Annotated in this window: 15 protein-coding genes; 7 read left to right on the top strand and 8 right to left on the bottom strand. The window is 36.9% G+C overall.

The features are described from left to right. Positions 1–11: 11 nt before the first annotated feature. The 7 genes from fabZ to CVT15_RS01255 form a co-directional block, all read right to left on the bottom strand. Positions 12–458: a 3-hydroxyacyl-ACP dehydratase FabZ gene (gene fabZ / locus CVT15_RS01285; protein WP_087578292.1), complete on the bottom strand. Its 447-nt coding sequence runs from the start codon at positions 456–458 to the stop codon at positions 12–14. Positions 459–569: 111 nt separating this feature from the next. Further along, positions 570–1,646, bottom strand: a complete 1,077-nt coding sequence (locus CVT15_RS01280) for an epoxyqueuosine reductase QueH (protein WP_103576867.1) — start codon at positions 1,644–1,646, stop codon at positions 570–572. A gap of 26 nt (positions 1,647–1,672) precedes the next feature. After that, positions 1,673–2,422, bottom strand: coding sequence for an ATP-binding cassette domain-containing protein (locus tag CVT15_RS01275; RefSeq protein ID WP_103576866.1), 750 nt, complete (start codon positions 2,420–2,422; stop codon positions 1,673–1,675). Further along, entirely contained in the window at positions 2,419–3,099 is a 681-nt protein-coding gene (locus CVT15_RS01270; RefSeq protein WP_103576865.1) for an ATP-binding cassette domain-containing protein, read from the bottom strand. The genes CVT15_RS01275 and CVT15_RS01270 overlap by 4 nt, the downstream gene beginning before the upstream one ends. Further along, entirely contained in the window at positions 3,096–3,896 is an 801-nt protein-coding gene (locus CVT15_RS01265) for an ABC transporter permease (protein WP_107898099.1), read from the bottom strand. Before CVT15_RS01265 ends, CVT15_RS01270 begins: the two co-directional genes overlap by 4 nt. Then, positions 3,893–4,831, bottom strand: a complete 939-nt coding sequence (locus CVT15_RS01260; protein WP_107898100.1) for an ABC transporter permease — start codon at positions 4,829–4,831, stop codon at positions 3,893–3,895. The genes CVT15_RS01265 and CVT15_RS01260 overlap by 4 nt, the downstream gene beginning before the upstream one ends. A 12-nt stretch (positions 4,832–4,843) precedes the next feature. After that, on the bottom strand, positions 4,844–6,376 hold the full coding sequence (locus CVT15_RS01255; protein ID WP_107898101.1) for an ABC transporter substrate-binding protein: 1,533 nt from the start codon (positions 6,374–6,376) through the stop codon (positions 4,844–4,846). Positions 6,377–6,548: 172 nt separating this feature from the next. Between CVT15_RS01255 and CVT15_RS01250 the strand changes: the two genes are divergently transcribed. Continuing rightward, entirely contained in the window at positions 6,549–9,857 is a 3,309-nt protein-coding gene (locus CVT15_RS01250) for a DUF748 domain-containing protein (RefSeq protein ID WP_107898102.1), read from the top strand. Here the strand turns inward: CVT15_RS01250 and CVT15_RS01245 are convergent. Continuing rightward, positions 9,854–10,258: a hypothetical protein gene (locus CVT15_RS01245; RefSeq protein ID WP_103577329.1), complete on the bottom strand. Its 405-nt coding sequence runs from the start codon at positions 10,256–10,258 to the stop codon at positions 9,854–9,856. The two genes, CVT15_RS01250 and CVT15_RS01245, sit on opposite strands and share 4 nt — an antisense overlap. A gap of 114 nt (positions 10,259–10,372) precedes the next feature. Between CVT15_RS01245 and CVT15_RS01240 the strand changes: the two genes are divergently transcribed. The 6 genes from CVT15_RS01240 (at position 10,373) to CVT15_RS01215 (ending at position 15,615) form a co-directional block, all read left to right on the top strand. Next, positions 10,373–10,576 carry a tautomerase family protein gene (locus CVT15_RS01240; RefSeq protein WP_103577330.1) on the top strand — a complete coding sequence of 68 codons (204 nt, stop codon included), beginning with the start codon at positions 10,373–10,375 and terminating at the stop codon, positions 10,574–10,576. Beyond that, positions 10,573–11,070: a thioredoxin-dependent thiol peroxidase gene (bcp, locus tag CVT15_RS01235; RefSeq protein WP_103577331.1), complete on the top strand. Its 498-nt coding sequence runs from the start codon at positions 10,573–10,575 to the stop codon at positions 11,068–11,070. The genes CVT15_RS01240 and bcp overlap by 4 nt, the downstream gene beginning before the upstream one ends. A gap of 8 nt (positions 11,071–11,078) precedes the next feature. Continuing rightward, positions 11,079–12,794: a phosphoethanolamine transferase gene (locus CVT15_RS01230; RefSeq protein ID WP_087586831.1), complete on the top strand. Its 1,716-nt coding sequence runs from the start codon at positions 11,079–11,081 to the stop codon at positions 12,792–12,794. A 24-nt stretch (positions 12,795–12,818) separates the two neighbouring features. Next, positions 12,819–13,460, top strand: coding sequence for a thiol:disulfide interchange protein DsbA/DsbL (locus CVT15_RS01225; protein ID WP_103577332.1), 642 nt, complete (start codon positions 12,819–12,821; stop codon positions 13,458–13,460). Positions 13,461–13,564: 104 nt separating this feature from the next. Continuing rightward, on the top strand, positions 13,565–14,479 hold the full coding sequence (locus tag CVT15_RS01220; RefSeq protein WP_021090882.1) for a branched-chain amino acid transaminase: 915 nt from the start codon (positions 13,565–13,567) through the stop codon (positions 14,477–14,479). Positions 14,480–14,496: 17 nt separating this feature from the next. Next, complete coding sequence (locus CVT15_RS01215; protein ID WP_021090685.1) at positions 14,497–15,615, top strand: prohibitin family protein; 1,119 nt, start codon at positions 14,497–14,499, stop codon at positions 15,613–15,615. Position 15,616: the final 1 nt, after the last annotated feature.

The following is a 15,616-nucleotide window of genomic DNA, read 5'->3' as shown; positions in this document are numbered from 1 at the left end:
TAAGCAAAAGCCTATTTATCGACTATCATCGCTTTTAGTTCAGCTTCGGCACAAAGTACTTCATCGACGTATGCTTTGCCTTCAAGTACCCAGATATTTCCTTTGTGTTTTAGCACATTTAGTCTATACTCTAGTCTATCTCCAGGGCGGACAGGATGGCGAAATTTTGCTCCGTCTATACTCATAAAATAGACCACTTTATTCTCGATACCAGCTTGGTGCTCGTCGCTCATGCTCTTAAACGCTAGCACGCCGCCAGCTTGCGCCATGCCTTCGATTATCATAACACCAGGATATATTGGGTGACCTGGGAAATGCCCCTGAAATATCGGCTCACCAATGGTTACATTTTTATAAGCAACGATGTTTTTAGCTGGCTCTAGCTCAACAACTCTATCTATAAGTAAAAATGGAAATCTATGTGGGAGAATTTTTTGAATTTCTACGACGTCTATCACGTTTTAGCCTTAGTAATGTAAATTTTTGGCGATTGTAACAAATTTATACTAAGAAAAAAATTATTAGCTTCTTTTAAAAATCTCTGAAATTTAGCTTTGATTAATTTAAATTTAGTGCTCTAAAACCAAAATTTCTTCGCTGTCATAATAAAAAACAGCCTTTGCATAAATTTCGTAGCTACCCTTTTTGATCTCATCTAAAATGATAATAGGATTTTGTGAAAATTCCCCACTTATATCGCGACGAAATTTCATCTCATCACTAAGCTCAAGCGGTCTTTTGCAAAGCTCATCTATGCTTGCAAAATTACTATTTGTAAATTTATTAAATCGATTTAAGCTCATAAAAACCACGCCCTCTTTTAGCTCATCGTCCATTTCGCAGTCGCGCTCCACATTTAGCTTTAAATTCTCTCTTTTAAAGCCAGAGTAGAGCACAAAGTAGCTTGGCACCACAACTGCTTCAAATTTAACACTAGCGCGCAAAAGTCTGTAGTTTAAAAATCGCCTTCTAAAAATGTGAAATTTCTCACCTCTCGCCTCGCAAATGCGCACCTTTTTGTAAAGCTCAAGCCTAGCTTCAATGCTGCCATAAAGTGCCCTTGCGTGCAGCTCGCTCATTAGCTCACTTTGGGGCAAATTTTGAGAGTCGCGCTGTTTTTTTAGCGCAAAGACGCAGCCGCAGTAGTTTTGGTGATAGAGCTTGTCTTTTTTAGCGAGGATAAACTGCTCGCTTGTGCCACCATTTTTTCTATAATCAACCGCAACCGCCTCTAAATTTGAGCCAGCCACCGCCTCATCAAGCGCCTTTTTAAGCTGAGAAAAGTCCTTTTTTGGGCTCATCAAAAGCGTTGTCGTGATCTTACTAAGTCCTAGCTCAAGCGCCTTTTTAGCAGAGTCTTTCATACGAAAATCAAAGCAGTATTCGCACCTTTTGCCCTTTTCTGGCTCATCTTCAAGCCCCTTTGTGCCACCAAGCCACGCTTCGTAGTCGTATTCGCCACATATTAGCTCGATACCTAGCTTCTCGCAGCTTCGCTTCACGTCCTCAAAACGCAGTAAAAATTCGCTATATGGATGTATGTTTGGATCGTAAAAATAGCCTACTATTCGTTCATTTGGATAGTCTTTTCGTAGGCGCTGTAAAAAGTAGTGGCTATCGACCGAGCAGCAGATATGAACTAGCAAATTTGACCTTTTTTGCTCGCATTATATCAAAGATTATTTTTATAAATTTTTGCAGCATTGAGGTATTTTTTAAGGACATTTTGGCTTATGAGATCTTCAAATTTACCCCACGCCACCTGCTTGCCAGCCTCGATTATTAGCACTTTTTGTGCTATCTTCATCGCACTTAAAATATCGTGCGTGATAAAAATTATGCTGATCTTTTCATCTAAGCTTAAAAGCAAATTTATGATCTTTTGCTTCGTCTCGTTGTCAAGTCCGCTTGTTATCTCATCGCAGATTAAGATTTTTGGCTTTGAAAGAAGCGCTAGCAGTATCCCGACCCTCGTCGCCTCGCCGCCACTTAGCTGAGATGGATATTTTTCTAAAATTTCATCTTTTAAATTTAAATTTATTAAAAGCTCTTTGAGCTCGTTTTCGCTAAAGCTAAGCTTAAGATACGACCTCACATGAGCGATGGCGGTTTTTACTTTTAGCGCTGGATTTAGGGCTTGTTTTTGGTTTTGCAAGATATATCTGATATCTTTTTTGAGCTCATTTTTGTCTGTGATCTCTTCATTATTTATATAAATTTTGCCCCCACTTTTTGGCTCGCTAAATGATATGAGCTTTGCAAGCGTGCTTTTGCCACTGCCACTTTGCCCCAAAATGGCTAAATTTTCGCCATCATCAAGCTCGCAACTTATCCCCTCTAAAAGGTGCAGCACTTCAGCTCTAGCGTTAAAATGCTCCTTAAAGCTTAAACTTTTTGAGACGTTTTCAAGCCTGATTTTCACGCATTTTCCTTTAAATTTAGCCGCCCATCTCTCATCTGCCAAATTTCATCACTAAGATAGTTTGTTAGCGCCTCATCGTGCGAGATAAAAACGACGCTCATCTTGCCCTTTAAACTCTCCAAGATGCCCGCCACGTGGCTACCGCTAATGCTATCAAGCCCGCTTGTTATCTCATCGCAGATTAAAATTTTTGGCTTCAGGCAAAGCGCCAGAGCGATCTGCACACGGCTCGCCTCGCCGCCACTTAGCTCGTATGAGTATTTGTGCCAGATGAGATTGGCATTACCCAGCCCAAACTCCCTAAAATAAGCAAATGCAAGCTCTTTATTTGATTTATTATCGCCGCTAAGATAGGCATTAAAGTGATCACCCACGTTTAAGAGCGGATGAAGGCTTGCAACGGAGTTTTGAAAAACGAGCGCAGCGACCTTTTTTCGGTGCTCTTTTAGCTCATTTTGGCTAAGTTTTAAGATATCTTTTTTATAAATGCTAAATTTATCCGCTCTCACTCTAAAATCATCATCAAAAAGCCTTATTAAGCTCTTTGCAAAGAGCGATTTGCCACTGCCACTTGCACCCGTGATACCTATAAATTTACCCTCACTCATGGCAAAATCAAGCTCACGCAAAAGCTTCTTATCCTTATAAAAAACGTTTAAATTTTTAATCTCTATCATATTTTTATATTGCCATTTTTTGAATTTGACGTGATGATCGAGGTTGCAAGGATGAGCAAAAAGAGCGTCACACCAGGGAAAAGCACCATCCACCAAGAGCCAAGAAAAAGTGCCTCTTTGCTCTCATTTAGCATGATGCCAAGGCTTATTTTATTTGCGTCGCTACCCACGCCAAAAAAGCCAAGCGTGGCCTCCATGACGACTGCGTTTATCGCGTTTATGCCAAAGATACTAACTATTAGATGCTTTAAATTTGGCAAAATTTCAAAGCAGATAAGGCTAAATTTGCTAGCCCCATTTATCACGGCCTGCTCGGCGTAGTCGCACTTTTTATTAAGTCTAAAATTTTGCATAAAAACTTTTGCGCCCTGCATAAACGAGCAAATGGCGATGATAAAAGAGGTGATAAGTAGATCTCCGCTACTAAATGAGCTAAAAAGCATGATAAAAACGATGTTTGGGATGCTTAAAAATGCATCAAGTCCCTTGTCAAAAAGGCTCTCACAAACTCTGCTCTTGCTTGTGCCAAGATATGCGTAGATGAGCGAGAAAAGCGTCGTTAAAAAGCCAGCTAAAAGCAAGATAATAAGCGAGTTTTTAAGCGCGTAGGCCACTCTTATGAGATTGTCCCTGCCTAGGATGTCAGTGCCAAAGATATGTTCGCTACTTGGGGCTAAATTTACCGCCATAAAGTCAGTGAAATTTGGATCAAATTTAGAAAAAAATGGCGTAACAAAGGCAAATGTGACAAGAGCTAAAAAGACAAAACAGGCTAGGAAAAATATGACTTTTCTCATAAATTTCTCTTATCTGCCAAGATGGCAAAAATTTTAGCCAGTAAATTTGCAAAAACGACAAAAACAGCCGTTAGCAAAATGGTCGCAAGTGCAACTGGATAGTCTTTGGCGATGACCGCATCAAGGCTAAGCTTGCCTATGCCAGGAAATGAAAAAATGCTCTCAATGACGTATGAGCCAGCAAAAACGCCAGCCACAAGTGTGGCAAAATAATAGACTATATCGGTGCTTGCGTGCTTTATCGCAAAGAGATAAATTTTGCCACGCCCCAAGCCTCTAGCGTGAGCTGTCTGAATAAAATCAGCATTTAGGCTTTGATTTAGCCTGTCTCTTACAAATTTCACGTTTGCGCCAAGGTGTGGCAATATGATGGCAAGCGTTGGCAAGATGATAAATTTTGCTCCTACTCCGCTAGATCCTAGCTCGTTTGCGCCAGAGCTTGGCAGCACGTTTAGATAGACGCTAAAGATCGCTATTAGCACAAGTGCGATGTAAAAATGTGGCAATGAAGCTAGCAAAAAGGAGCTAAAATTTATAAAGATATCGGCAAATTTATTCTTATAAATGGCGCTTAAAAGTCCCAAGAAAAATGACAAAAAAACTATCAGAAAAAACGAAGCAAAAAACAAAATAAGCGAGTTTAAAAGTCTCTCTTTAATGAGTAAAAAAATGCTTGCTCCACTTACAAAGCTAGTGCCAAAGTCCCCCGTGACAAAGTGAGCCAGCCATCTAAAATACTGCACGAAAAAGTTATCTTTTAGCCCCAAATTTTCTAAAATTTGCTCTTTTACAGCCACGCTCACCGCCTCACTTCGCAAAAACATCGCATCAGTGACATTGCCTGGCAAAAAATATATGAGCAAAAATAGAAAAAATGAGATAAAAAACAGCAACCCAAGGCTTGAGATCGCTGTTTTTAAAATGGCTCTAAACAAAGTTTTTATCCACTATTTTACTTGCCACTCTCTTATGTTCCATAAAAATCCAGCCCCATGGTGGCCTAAAATTTGCGTCTTTATGCCTGAAATTTTGTTGTTAAAGGCAAGCGGATAGTCAAGATAGGCTATAAAAATGTAAGGTGGATTTTCAAAAAGCGCTTTTAGAAATTCTTTGTAGTATTTTTTTCTAAGCTCCACGTCCTTTGTATATCTTGCGTTTTTTAGGGCAAGATCGACGTTTGCGTCCTTGTAGTGGCTAAAATTCCAGCCATTTTCATTGAGATCGATGTCGGCAAATCCGCCAAAAATTCTATATGTGTGAAAGTCTGGATCAAATGGGCTTCCCCAGCCAATAATAAAGCTATCAACCTCGCTTATGCTAAAGGCTGTTCTTGGCTTTGCGTAGGCTTTGGCTCTCACGCCAAATTTATTTAGCTCGCTGCTTAAAATTTTGGCTAGATTGACCCTTAAAATGTCGTTATTAAAGGCGTAGATATCGAAGCCAAGCTCTTTGCCGTCCTTTTCAAAAAAGCCAGCCTTGTTTTTCTTAAAGCCGCTTTTTTCAAGCAGCTCCCTAGCCTTTTGCGGATCGTAGCTAAATTTAAACTCGCCGTCGTTTGCAAAGCTTTTTTCTATCGGATTGTTCGCCACACTTGCATATCCGTGAAATAAATTTTTAACTATTTCATCTTTATTTACCGCGTAATTTAGGGCTATCCTTACATTTTTATCTTGAAAGATAGGATTTTCAAAGTTAAACATCAATGCCCGATAATCCGCACTTTTAAATTTAAGCAGGCTTAATTTTTTATCATCTTTTATAAAATTTACGCCAGTTGGAGAAATGAGAGCAACGTCTATCTCACCACTTTTAAGCCCAACGAGCCTTAAATTTTCATCACCAACAATTTTAAAAAATACCTTTTTTATCTTTGGCTCACCCTTGTAAAATTTCTCATTTGCCGCGAATTCCAAGCTCTCATCTTTTTTCCACTTTACAAGCTTGTATGCGCCAGTTCCTACTGGAGCCTCATTAAATTTATCGGTTGAGATATCTTTGCCCTTTAAAATGTGCTCAGGCAAAACACCAAAACTAAGTGCGTCAAGAAATGGCGGAAACGGCTCATTAAGCGTAATCTTTACTTTGTAATCGCCTAAAATTTCAACGCTTTTTACGACTTCATAATTTGAGATAGCAGGCGCGTTTAGCTTCTTATCTTGAGCCGCTTCAATGGTAAATTTCACATCTTTTGAGCTAAATTTTACCCCGTCATGCCAAAAGGCATCATCTCTTAGCTCAAAAATATACTCCAACCCATCGTTGCTTACTTGCCAAGACTTCGTAAGCTCTGGCACGACATGGCTATTTTCATCGTGGCTTGTAAGGCCAGAGAAAACCAACGAAAGCGTAGGATCGTGATCCTCGTCGTAAAGTGGATTTATACGAGGTGTTTGCTCCTCGATAGCGACCACAACGGCATTTTCATTTGCATAAGAAAGAGTACCAAACAACAAAAAAAAGACAAGCAAAATTTTCTTCATCACAATCCCCTTTGTTTAAAAATATTTCTGCATAGTAATACGAATCGTATAAAAGTGTTATTAAGCTAAATGTAAATTTATAGTATAGAAGTTCTAAATTTCTAACTATCTTTTAACCTTTTTTGAAGTAAAATCTCTCCCTATTTTAGATAACAACAAGGCAAATTTTACAATGAATAAAAATAAAAAAACAGCACTTATTTCAGCCATCTGCGTAGTTTCACTTTTAGTTATTTATACTATTCTTGGATTTTTTGGAGTACCTTATGGCATTAAAAATATCGCTCCAAAATATCTAAAAGACTACAACGCAACGCTTTTTGTAGAGAGCGCTAAATTTAATCCATTTACCTTTGAGTTTAATGCCACAAATGCTGAGCTAAACACTACTTCGCCACTTTTTAGCACAAAGCAAATCGACATCAAGCTAAAGCCATTTTCTATCTTTAAAAAATTAGTTGAAGTTGATATTTTTAGGCTTCAAGAGCCAAATGTCAAAATTTTACGATATAAAAATTCAAAATTTAACTTTAGTAATTTTATAAGCGACGATAACGCAACTACCGAAGATAACAGCACTAGCTCTATAAATTTTGCCCTAAATAACGCAAAAATCATCAAAGGCATATTTTCATATAGCGATCAAAATTTAACAAAACCATTTAACGTAAATTTCGATGATATAAACTACGAGCTAAGCTCGCTAAATACAAAGAAAAATAGTGCAGGCAGCCATATTTTTGACTCAAACTCGACTCTAGCTCACAAGATAGATCTAAATGGCGATATCAAGCTAAATCCACTAAAAATTGAGGGCAATATCAGCATAAAGGATTTTAGTATCGACCCAGTCGCGATTAGCTTTATCGATAACGACACACTAAATCTTAAAAATGCGGTCATAAATTTAGGAATAAATTACGCTTTAATTGCCGATGAAAACGCTACAAATATAAATTTAAAGGATAGCTTTTTAAATGTAAAATCACTAAACATAGATGAGGACAAAAACGAACTAAGCCTTGGTGAGCTAGAGCTTCCAAAATTTGATCTATCAAGTAAAATAGCAGACAAGATAGATGCTAAATTAGAGTTAAATGCCATACATTTAAGCGATGTGTCATTTAAAAATGCAATAACAGCAAGCTTAAAATCACTAAATTTAAGCAATATTTCGTTTTTAGCAAATTTAAATGAAAAAAGTGAGCTAAATGCGACAGCTGCGCTAAATAGTATAAATGCAAACGCCCTAAAAATAGACGAAACCAGTAAAAATTTAGTAAATCTAAAAGATATAAATGCCTCAAATTTAAATGCAAATTTAGCAAATAACAAAACAGCTCTCACACTTGAAAAAATAACGTTTGATGGCATCAATGCCCCGCTTAGTAAAAATGCGAATGCAAATGTGGCAGGGGCTAAAATCTCAAACATTAGCTTCGCTCAAGATGCCAATAAAAGCCTTGCAACTCTTAATGAGATTAATGTAAATGGTATAAATTTAAAGGCAAAAAATAAAGAGATTTTAGGTATCGCTAATGTGCTTACAAAAACGATCAAATTTGATATTTTAAATATGGCTTTAAGTGCTGAGAATATCGATATAAATAGACCAAAATTTAACTCAGAGTTAAATGATAGCGGCTTAAGCGCGATAAACCAGCTTGGACTTGGTGAGAAAGAGCCGGCAAAAACAGCCAATCATCGCAATAAAATCAAAAAAGAGAATACACCAGCTTCAAAAAGTAAAGAAAATGAGTTTAAATTTGACATAAAAAATATCAATGTAAATAATGCTAGTATCGCTTTGACGCATCTTTTTGAAGGCGAGAAGATCGCTCATAAATTTGATAATCTTTTTGTAAAAGTAGCAAATTTAAGTAGTGATTTTAGTAAGCCATTTGACGCAAAAGTGGATATGAAAAGCTCGCAAAAGCTAAATTTAGACCTAACTTCAAAGATCAAACTTGAACCACTTGATATAACTGCTAAAATAAAACTTGAAGATAAAAATTTGCCAAAATATTTTGCCTACGCAAAGCCATTTTTAGAGGCAGACCTTTCAAGTGGAGAGATGAGCGCAAATGCCGAACTTCACTATGCAAAAGATATAAAAGCGGATGCGAAGCTTAGCGTAAAAGATATTAGATTAGATGATAAAAATAAAGAAAAGCTAATCGCATTTAAAAGTTTAGATGTAGATAAAATTTCACTTTTTAAAAATAATCTTGAAATTACTGGAGTTGCTCTAAATTCGCCATTTATCAAGGCTCATCTAAGCAAAGAGCGCGAATTTAATCTAAGCAAAATCGTAAAAGAAGATAAAAACAAAGCCCAAAATGAGCAAAAAGCTGAGAGCAAAAAGATAGCTAGTAAAAAAGATGACGAGCTAAATTTTAGTATCAAAAATTTCTCACTTAACAACGGCGAGGTTGATTTTTCAGATGCATCACTATTTATGCCATTTGCTACAAAAATTTCAAATCTAAACGGCAAGCTAACTGACATCGATAAAAAACGTCCAAGTTCGGGCGAGTTTAAAGGCACAGTTGGCAAAAATGGCTTTTCTCAGATTACAGCAAAATTATTTCCTTTTGAATTAAAGCAAAATACCAATATTAAGCTTGATTTTAAAGACATCGATCTAATCGACATAACACCATACAGCGGGCAATTTTTGGGCTATAAAATAAAAAAAGGTAAGTTAAATTTAAATCTAAATTATAGCGTTGTTGATTCAAAACTAAACGGCTCAAATCTTATAAATTTTGACGCACTCACACTTGGAGAAAAGGTTGATTCAAAAGATGCTGTAAATTTGCCACTTTCGCTTGCTATATCGATATTAAGCGATCAAAATAATCAAATAAATATCGACCTTCCAGTTGAAGGAAATTTAGACGATCCTGACTTTAAATATGGCGGTGTCATTTGGGCTGCTGTTAAAAAGCTCTTTGCAGACATCACGTTAGCTCCATTTAGATTTTTGGGTAATGCTCTAGGACTTGGTAGCAAGGATCTTAGCTCTATTGATTTTCTTGCTGGAAGTAGCGAGCTGATAAGCTCAGAAGCACCAAAAATAGCTGATTTTATAAAATTAACTACTGCAAAGCCTATGATGAAACTTAGCATCACACCTACTTACTCTGAAATAGATGTGCTCTACTTTAAAGAAAAAAAGCTTGATCAAAAGATAAATCAAATAATTGCCTCAAGTGGCAAAGATTATATCACTGTGCTAAATTCTCTCGTTCCAAATGCTAAAGATAAAAGCGATAAAGCCTTAAGAGAAGAGGCGCTAAAGGGCATCGAAGTCGATAAAGCAAAGCTAGTAGAGCTTGCAAATGAGCGTGCAAATGCGGTAAAAGAGGCGCTTATAAAAGCTGGGCTTGAGGCTGGCCGCATAAATATAAACGATGCAACAAGCTCAGAGCCTAAGCAAAACACCTACACAAGCGTGCTAATGGGAGTGGCGAACTAAATTTCATTTATTTCGCTGCTTCTTGCATTATAGACAAACCAGCTAAGAAGCATAAGCATCATAAATGCCCCAAAAATAAGGCTTGCGTAAAAATATAAATTAAAATCAGCTCCGAGCAAATTTGCGTTGTGAAGGGCGATCATAACGCCAGCTAAAGCGATTAAGTAGCCAATTAGCTTGATGATGAAAATTTTAGGATTTACAAGGATCAGTAAAAGACCACAAAGTATGATGCCAAGGGCTATTTGTAAATTTGAAACGTCAGCTTGAGCACTTGAGCCAAATGTCAAAAAACCAAGCAAAAATATGACTAAAACCATCAAAACAGCATAAACCGCTCTGTTTCGTCCAAAGCTATACATAAAGCAAACAAAGCCTTTGTTATGTTTGTTGTAGTCCATTTTTCGCTCCTAGTAACAAGTTTTTGTATTTTAATGCCAAATTCTTAAATAAAGGCTTTAATCTGAAATTTCACTCATTTTGGCTAATATTTTGCATCTTAAAAAGGAGCAAAAATGCCTTATGTTAATATCAAAATAGCAGGCCCAGAGCCGACAAAAGAACAAAAAGATCAAGTTTTTAAAGAGGTGACTGAGACGCTTGTAAGAGTGCTTGGCAAGAAAAAAGAAGCAGTTATGATTTTCATAGAAACTCACGACGCTAACAACATCGGTGTAGGCGGCGAGAGCGTAGAAGATAAGAGAAAGGGGATAAAATGAGCGAATTTAGCAAAGCAGATATTGAACGAAAAATAACGCTTGAAGTTGGCGATAAAGCACCAGAGTTTGAGGCGCTAAATCAAGACGGCGTAAAGGTCGCACTAAAGGACTTTGTGGGTAAAAATGTAGTGCTTTATTTTTATCCAAAAGACAACACTCCAGGCTGCACGACTGAGGCTTGCGAATTTAGCGCGAACTACGATCAGTTTATCAAAAATGACACTGTTATCATCGGCGTTAGCCCAGATAGTGTGAAGTCACACGTTGGCTTTATCGCAAAGCAAAATTTAAAGCACATTCTATTAAGCGATGAGAATAAAGAAATTTCAAAGCTTTATGGCGTTTGGCAAGTTAAGAAAAACTACGGCAAAGAGTATCTTGGCATCACTAGAAGTACATTTGTGATCGGCAAAGACGGCAAAATAGTAAAAATTTACAAAAGCGTAAAAGCTAAAGACCATGCCGCAAAAGTGCTAGCTGATCTGGTGAAGTAAGGTAAAAAATGACTAAATTTTTTAACACACTTATAAAAAGTCCATTTATAAATATATTTGTGATTACGACGCTTGTAATGTTTATCGCAAATATCTATAAAATTTACTTTTTTGAAGGAACTGACCGCATAGCTCTTATGCATATGGCTAGAAGCCTTACTACTATATTTTTATTAAATTTAGTTATCACACACGTTCTTTATTTGCTAAGTCGTAGGCTTTTTAAAGGAGTTTATTTATTTTATGCACTTATTATTTTGGTGCTATGTTTTATAAACTTTTTTACACTAACTAGTTTAAAAACAGATATAAATATAGCAATAATAGATAGTGTACTACACACAAATCCGGATGAAGCCGGTGAGTTTTTTCAGACATTTTTTGAAGCTAAATATCTAGTAGTTGCTATACTTTTATGCATCATCTTTTATTTTATGACAAGATATAAAAGATCTAGCACAAAAGAATTTAGCCGAAAAACCATCATTGTCCTTTCGGTAATTTATATAGCCTTTGCAGCTGTATTTTTTACAAAATCAGCAATGAGAATATCGTCTAATAAAACTGATAGAGCTATAAGCAAGCTCTCAGAACACATCCTGATAAACTACGCTTTTGTTTTAAAAAAGTATCTTTTAGATGATAATTTTTTAGCTAGCAATAAACAAATTTTAAAAGACTATGACGTATCTAAAGCAGCAAATCAAAACATAAAAGCTGAGCAAAAAGTAGCAAATGTAGTCTTTGTGATCGGTGAAAGCTTGCAAAGAAACGAGATGAGCGTTTATGGATTTGGCTTGCCAACTACACCAAATTTAATGGCTTTAAAGCAAAGTAGCAATGCTATAGTCTATACAGATACTACCGCTCCTGATACATATACAAATGGTTCTCTTTCAAAGGTTTTGAATTTCTCAAACTATGAAAGCAAAGAGCCTTGGAGCAAGAGTTTAAACATCGTTGATATGTTTAGTCTAGTAGGATACAAAACAGCATGGATAAGCAATCAAAGCAATATCGGCGGATACTCCACAACACAAAAAAGTGTTGCAGATAGAAGTGATATCACATTTTTTACACAAAAATTTGCATCAGCTACAAATTATGCCGGCAGAGAAACAGATGGTATACTTTTGCCAGGAATTTCAAAGATAAAACAAAGCCTTGGAGAGTCAAATTTTTATATCATTCACCTAATGGGAAACCACTTTAAATACAACCTAAGGTATCCAAAAGATTTTGCAAAATTTACAGCTAATGATCTACAAAATAAAATGAATCCTGGACAAAAAGAGAGCTTTGCTTGGTATCTAAATAGCGTACTTTATAATGACTACGTGATAAATGAAATTTATAAAATTTTCAAAGACGATGAGGCTTTGATAGTCTATCTCTCAGACCATGGTGAGGCTCTTTTTGAGATAGATAGCATAAGAGGCCATGGCATGACAAACCGCTTTGTTTTAGAAATTCCGCTCATTTTTATAGGCACTGATAAATTTAAAGCAAAATATCCACAAATTTGGCAAAAACTAGAAGTGGCAAAAGATTATAAATTTATGAGCGATGACATCATTAATACTTTTGCTGACATCGTAGGTACAAAACCACTTGAATATAATGCCTCAAGAAGCTTAATAAGTGGTGAATTTAATGTAAGTAGAAAGCGCCTAGTAAATGGTACTGACTACGAAAATATCAAAAATGTAAAGCCGCAATGGTAAATAACAAAATAATAAGGAGCAAAGATGAAGCTTATAAAAATGCTAATTTTAAGTGCGTTTTTTGCGCTAAATTTATCAGCACTAACTGAAGGTGTGGAGTATCAAACTCTAGCAAAATCGCTTAATGTGCCTAAAAACTCGGTAGTTAAGGTCTTTAGCTACGACTGCCCACACTGCTATAAATTTGACCGAACGATCACAAGAAAGCTGATGTCAAAGCTTGATGGGGTTAAATTTATCCCATATCACCTAAGCACTAAAGGCAAGCTTGGCGAGACAACAAGTAAAATTTTCGCCGCTCTTATATCGATAGATGAGGCAAATGGCACTGATCTACTAAGCGATGAGTCAAAATTTAAGCAAGCAAAATTTGCGATCTATAAAGCAAGACATGATGAAAAAGATGATTTTAGTGATGGCAAAGACAAAGAGAAATTTATAAATTTAGCCCTTAAAGCAGCTCACGTGAGCAAGGACGACTACGAAAAAGCACTAAATAGCGAAAGAGCAAAAGAGCTTTTAGACGCATGGTTCGCCTCTTATGATGTTGCAAGTATCAGCGGTGTGCCAGCTTTTGTAGTAAGCGGCAAATACTTAATAAATTTAAACGCAGCTTCATCAATAGATGAGATGGCAAAGATCATACAAGAGCTTTTAGATAAGTAGTTTTGGCGGGTAATATCTGCAAATTTTGGTCTTAGAAATGTAAATTTAAAGCAATTTTAGATAAACTCAGACCAAAATTTCTAAGAAAAAAGAAAGGTTTAACAATGAATGCTTCAGAATTTATCTGGATGGATGGAAAATTAGTTAAATGGGACGATGCAAAAGTACACGTTCTGACTCACTCTTTGCACTACGCTAATGCCGTATTTGAGGGCACAAGAGCTTATAAAACAAAAAAAGGTCTAGCTATTTTTAGACTCCAAGATCACACAAAAAGGCTTTTAAGATCAGCAAAAATGACTGTTTTAAATGTACCTTACACTGAGGAAGAGCTTGAAAAAGCGCAAATAGAGCTTCTTCGCGCAAACAAATATGACGGCAATGTTTATATCCGCCCACTTATATTTTTAGGATACGGCGTAATGGGCGTAGCTCACACAAAAGCACCAGTGCAAACCGCTATCGCCTCATGGGAATGGGGTGCTTATCTTGGCGATGAAGGCCTAGAAAAAGGTATCAGAGTTAAAATTTCAAGCTTTGCCAAACTTGCACCTGCTGCCCAAATGAATAGAGCAAAAGCTAGCTCAAACTACCTAAGCTCACAAATGGCAAACTACGAGGCAAAAGAGGCTGGATACGACGAGGCACTACTTCTTGATAGCGAGGGCTTTGTGGCTGAAGGTCCAGGCGAGTGCTTCTTTATCGTTGAAAACGGCGTTTTAATCACTCCACCAAACGACAACAGCCTACTTAGCATCACTCAAGATACAGTCATAAGACTAGCTCACGATCTTGACATCGAAGTAAGAAGAGAGCGCATCACAAGAGATCAGGCATACACAGCTGACGAGGCATTTTTTACTGGCACTGCAGCTGAAGTAACACCGATAAATAGCATAGATAACCGCATTATCGGCAACGGAGCTAGAGGCGAAGTGACAAAGAGACTACAAAAAGCTTATTTTGACGTAGTTTATGGACTAAATAAAAAATATGAATCATTTTTAACATATATTTAAAAATTTAAAGGAACGAAATGCCCGCTGATTTAAACGATTATTTCAATAAAAAAAAGCCAGGTAATGACAACAGAGGCTCTAGTCAAAATAGCGACAAAGAGCCGCCTTTCAAAAAGGACTTTAAAATGCCAAATTTACCAAGTGGATTTGGTAAATTTGGAGCACTTGCCTACATTGTAATTGCAATTATTGCTATTTTTGCTATCACTCAGCCATTTAAAGTGATTCACTCAGGTGAAGTTGGCATCAAGTCTACAGCAGGTAAATATGAGCCAAATCCTTTACAACCAGGCTTTCACTTCTTTTTACCTTTTATCCAAGATATCATCATCGTGGACACCAGAGTTAGGATCATAAACTATACTTCTGGCGAGGATATGGGCGAATCAATGCAAAAATCATATCAAGGTGTTGGTGCTGGAATTTTACGTAAAAATTCTATTTCAGTGCTTGATGCTAGAAATTTACCAGTTAGCATTGATATTACTGTGCAATACCGTTTAAATCCAGAAAATGCCCCTCAAACTATTGCCTCTTGGGGTCTTAGCTGGGAGAGCAAGATAGTTGATCCTGTCGTTCGTGACGTAGTTCGCAGTATCGCTGGTAAATATACAGCAGAAGAGCTTCCAACAAAGAGAAACGATCTAGCAAGACAAATCGATGATGGCATAAGAAAAGACATCGACTCTCAGCCAAATAAGCCAGTTGAGCTTTTAACAGTGCAACTTCGTGAGATCATCTTGCCTTCAAAGGTAAAAGAGCAAATCGAGCGCGTCCAAATCGCAAAACAAGAAGCTGAAAGAACAAAATACGAAGTAGAAAGAGCAAATCAAGAAGCCTTAAAACAAGCTGCACTTGCAGAAGGTACCGCTAAAGCTGCGATCATTGAAGCAAAAGGTAAGGCTGATGCCATTAAAATCGAGGCTGACGCAACCGCGTATGCAAATAAAGAGGTTGCAAAAAGCGTTGATCAAAATCTACTAAATTTAAAGCAGATCGAGACGCAAAACAAATTTAACGAGGCTCTAAAAGAAAACAAAGATGCTAAAATTTTCTTAACACCTGGTGGAGCTGTGCCAAACATCTGGCTAGATGCAAAAGATAAAGCAAGAGCTAGCTCAGTAAGCGAGAGATAAA

It is taken from the genome of Campylobacter concisus, from assembly GCF_003048595.2.
Lineage (GTDB): Bacteria > Campylobacterota > Campylobacteria > Campylobacterales > Campylobacteraceae > Campylobacter_A > Campylobacter_A concisus_L.
The sequence above is the reverse complement of the archived record's forward strand: the minus strand, read 5'-3'. Positions and strand labels throughout refer to the sequence as shown.

What these genes read in the sequence shown, in the direction of transcription:
- CVT15_RS01270 (WP_103576865.1), bottom strand. Translation starts at nt 3,099, where the DNA reads ATGATAGAGATTAAAAATTTAAACGTTTTTTATAAGGATAAGAAGCTT.
- CVT15_RS01265 (WP_107898099.1), bottom strand. Translation starts at nt 3,896, where the DNA reads ATGAGAAAAGTCATATTTTTCCTAGCCTGTTTTGTCTTTTTAGCTCTT.
- CVT15_RS01255 (WP_107898101.1), bottom strand. Translation starts at nt 6,376, where the DNA reads ATGAAGAAAATTTTGCTTGTCTTTTTTTTGTTGTTTGGTACTCTTTCT.
- CVT15_RS01250 (WP_107898102.1), top strand. Translation starts at nt 6,549, where the DNA reads ATGAATAAAAATAAAAAAACAGCACTTATTTCAGCCATCTGCGTAGTT.
- CVT15_RS01245 (WP_103577329.1), bottom strand. Translation starts at nt 10,258, where the DNA reads ATGGACTACAACAAACATAACAAAGGCTTTGTTTGCTTTATGTATAGC.
- CVT15_RS01240 (WP_103577330.1), top strand. Translation starts at nt 10,373, where the DNA reads ATGCCTTATGTTAATATCAAAATAGCAGGCCCAGAGCCGACAAAAGAA.
- bcp (WP_103577331.1), top strand. Translation starts at nt 10,573, where the DNA reads ATGAGCGAATTTAGCAAAGCAGATATTGAACGAAAAATAACGCTTGAA.
- CVT15_RS01230 (WP_087586831.1), top strand. Translation starts at nt 11,079, where the DNA reads ATGACTAAATTTTTTAACACACTTATAAAAAGTCCATTTATAAATATA.
- CVT15_RS01225 (WP_103577332.1), top strand. Translation starts at nt 12,819, where the DNA reads ATGAAGCTTATAAAAATGCTAATTTTAAGTGCGTTTTTTGCGCTAAAT.
- CVT15_RS01220 (WP_021090882.1), top strand. Translation starts at nt 13,565, where the DNA reads ATGAATGCTTCAGAATTTATCTGGATGGATGGAAAATTAGTTAAATGG.
- CVT15_RS01215 (WP_021090685.1), top strand. Translation starts at nt 14,497, where the DNA reads ATGCCCGCTGATTTAAACGATTATTTCAATAAAAAAAAGCCAGGTAAT.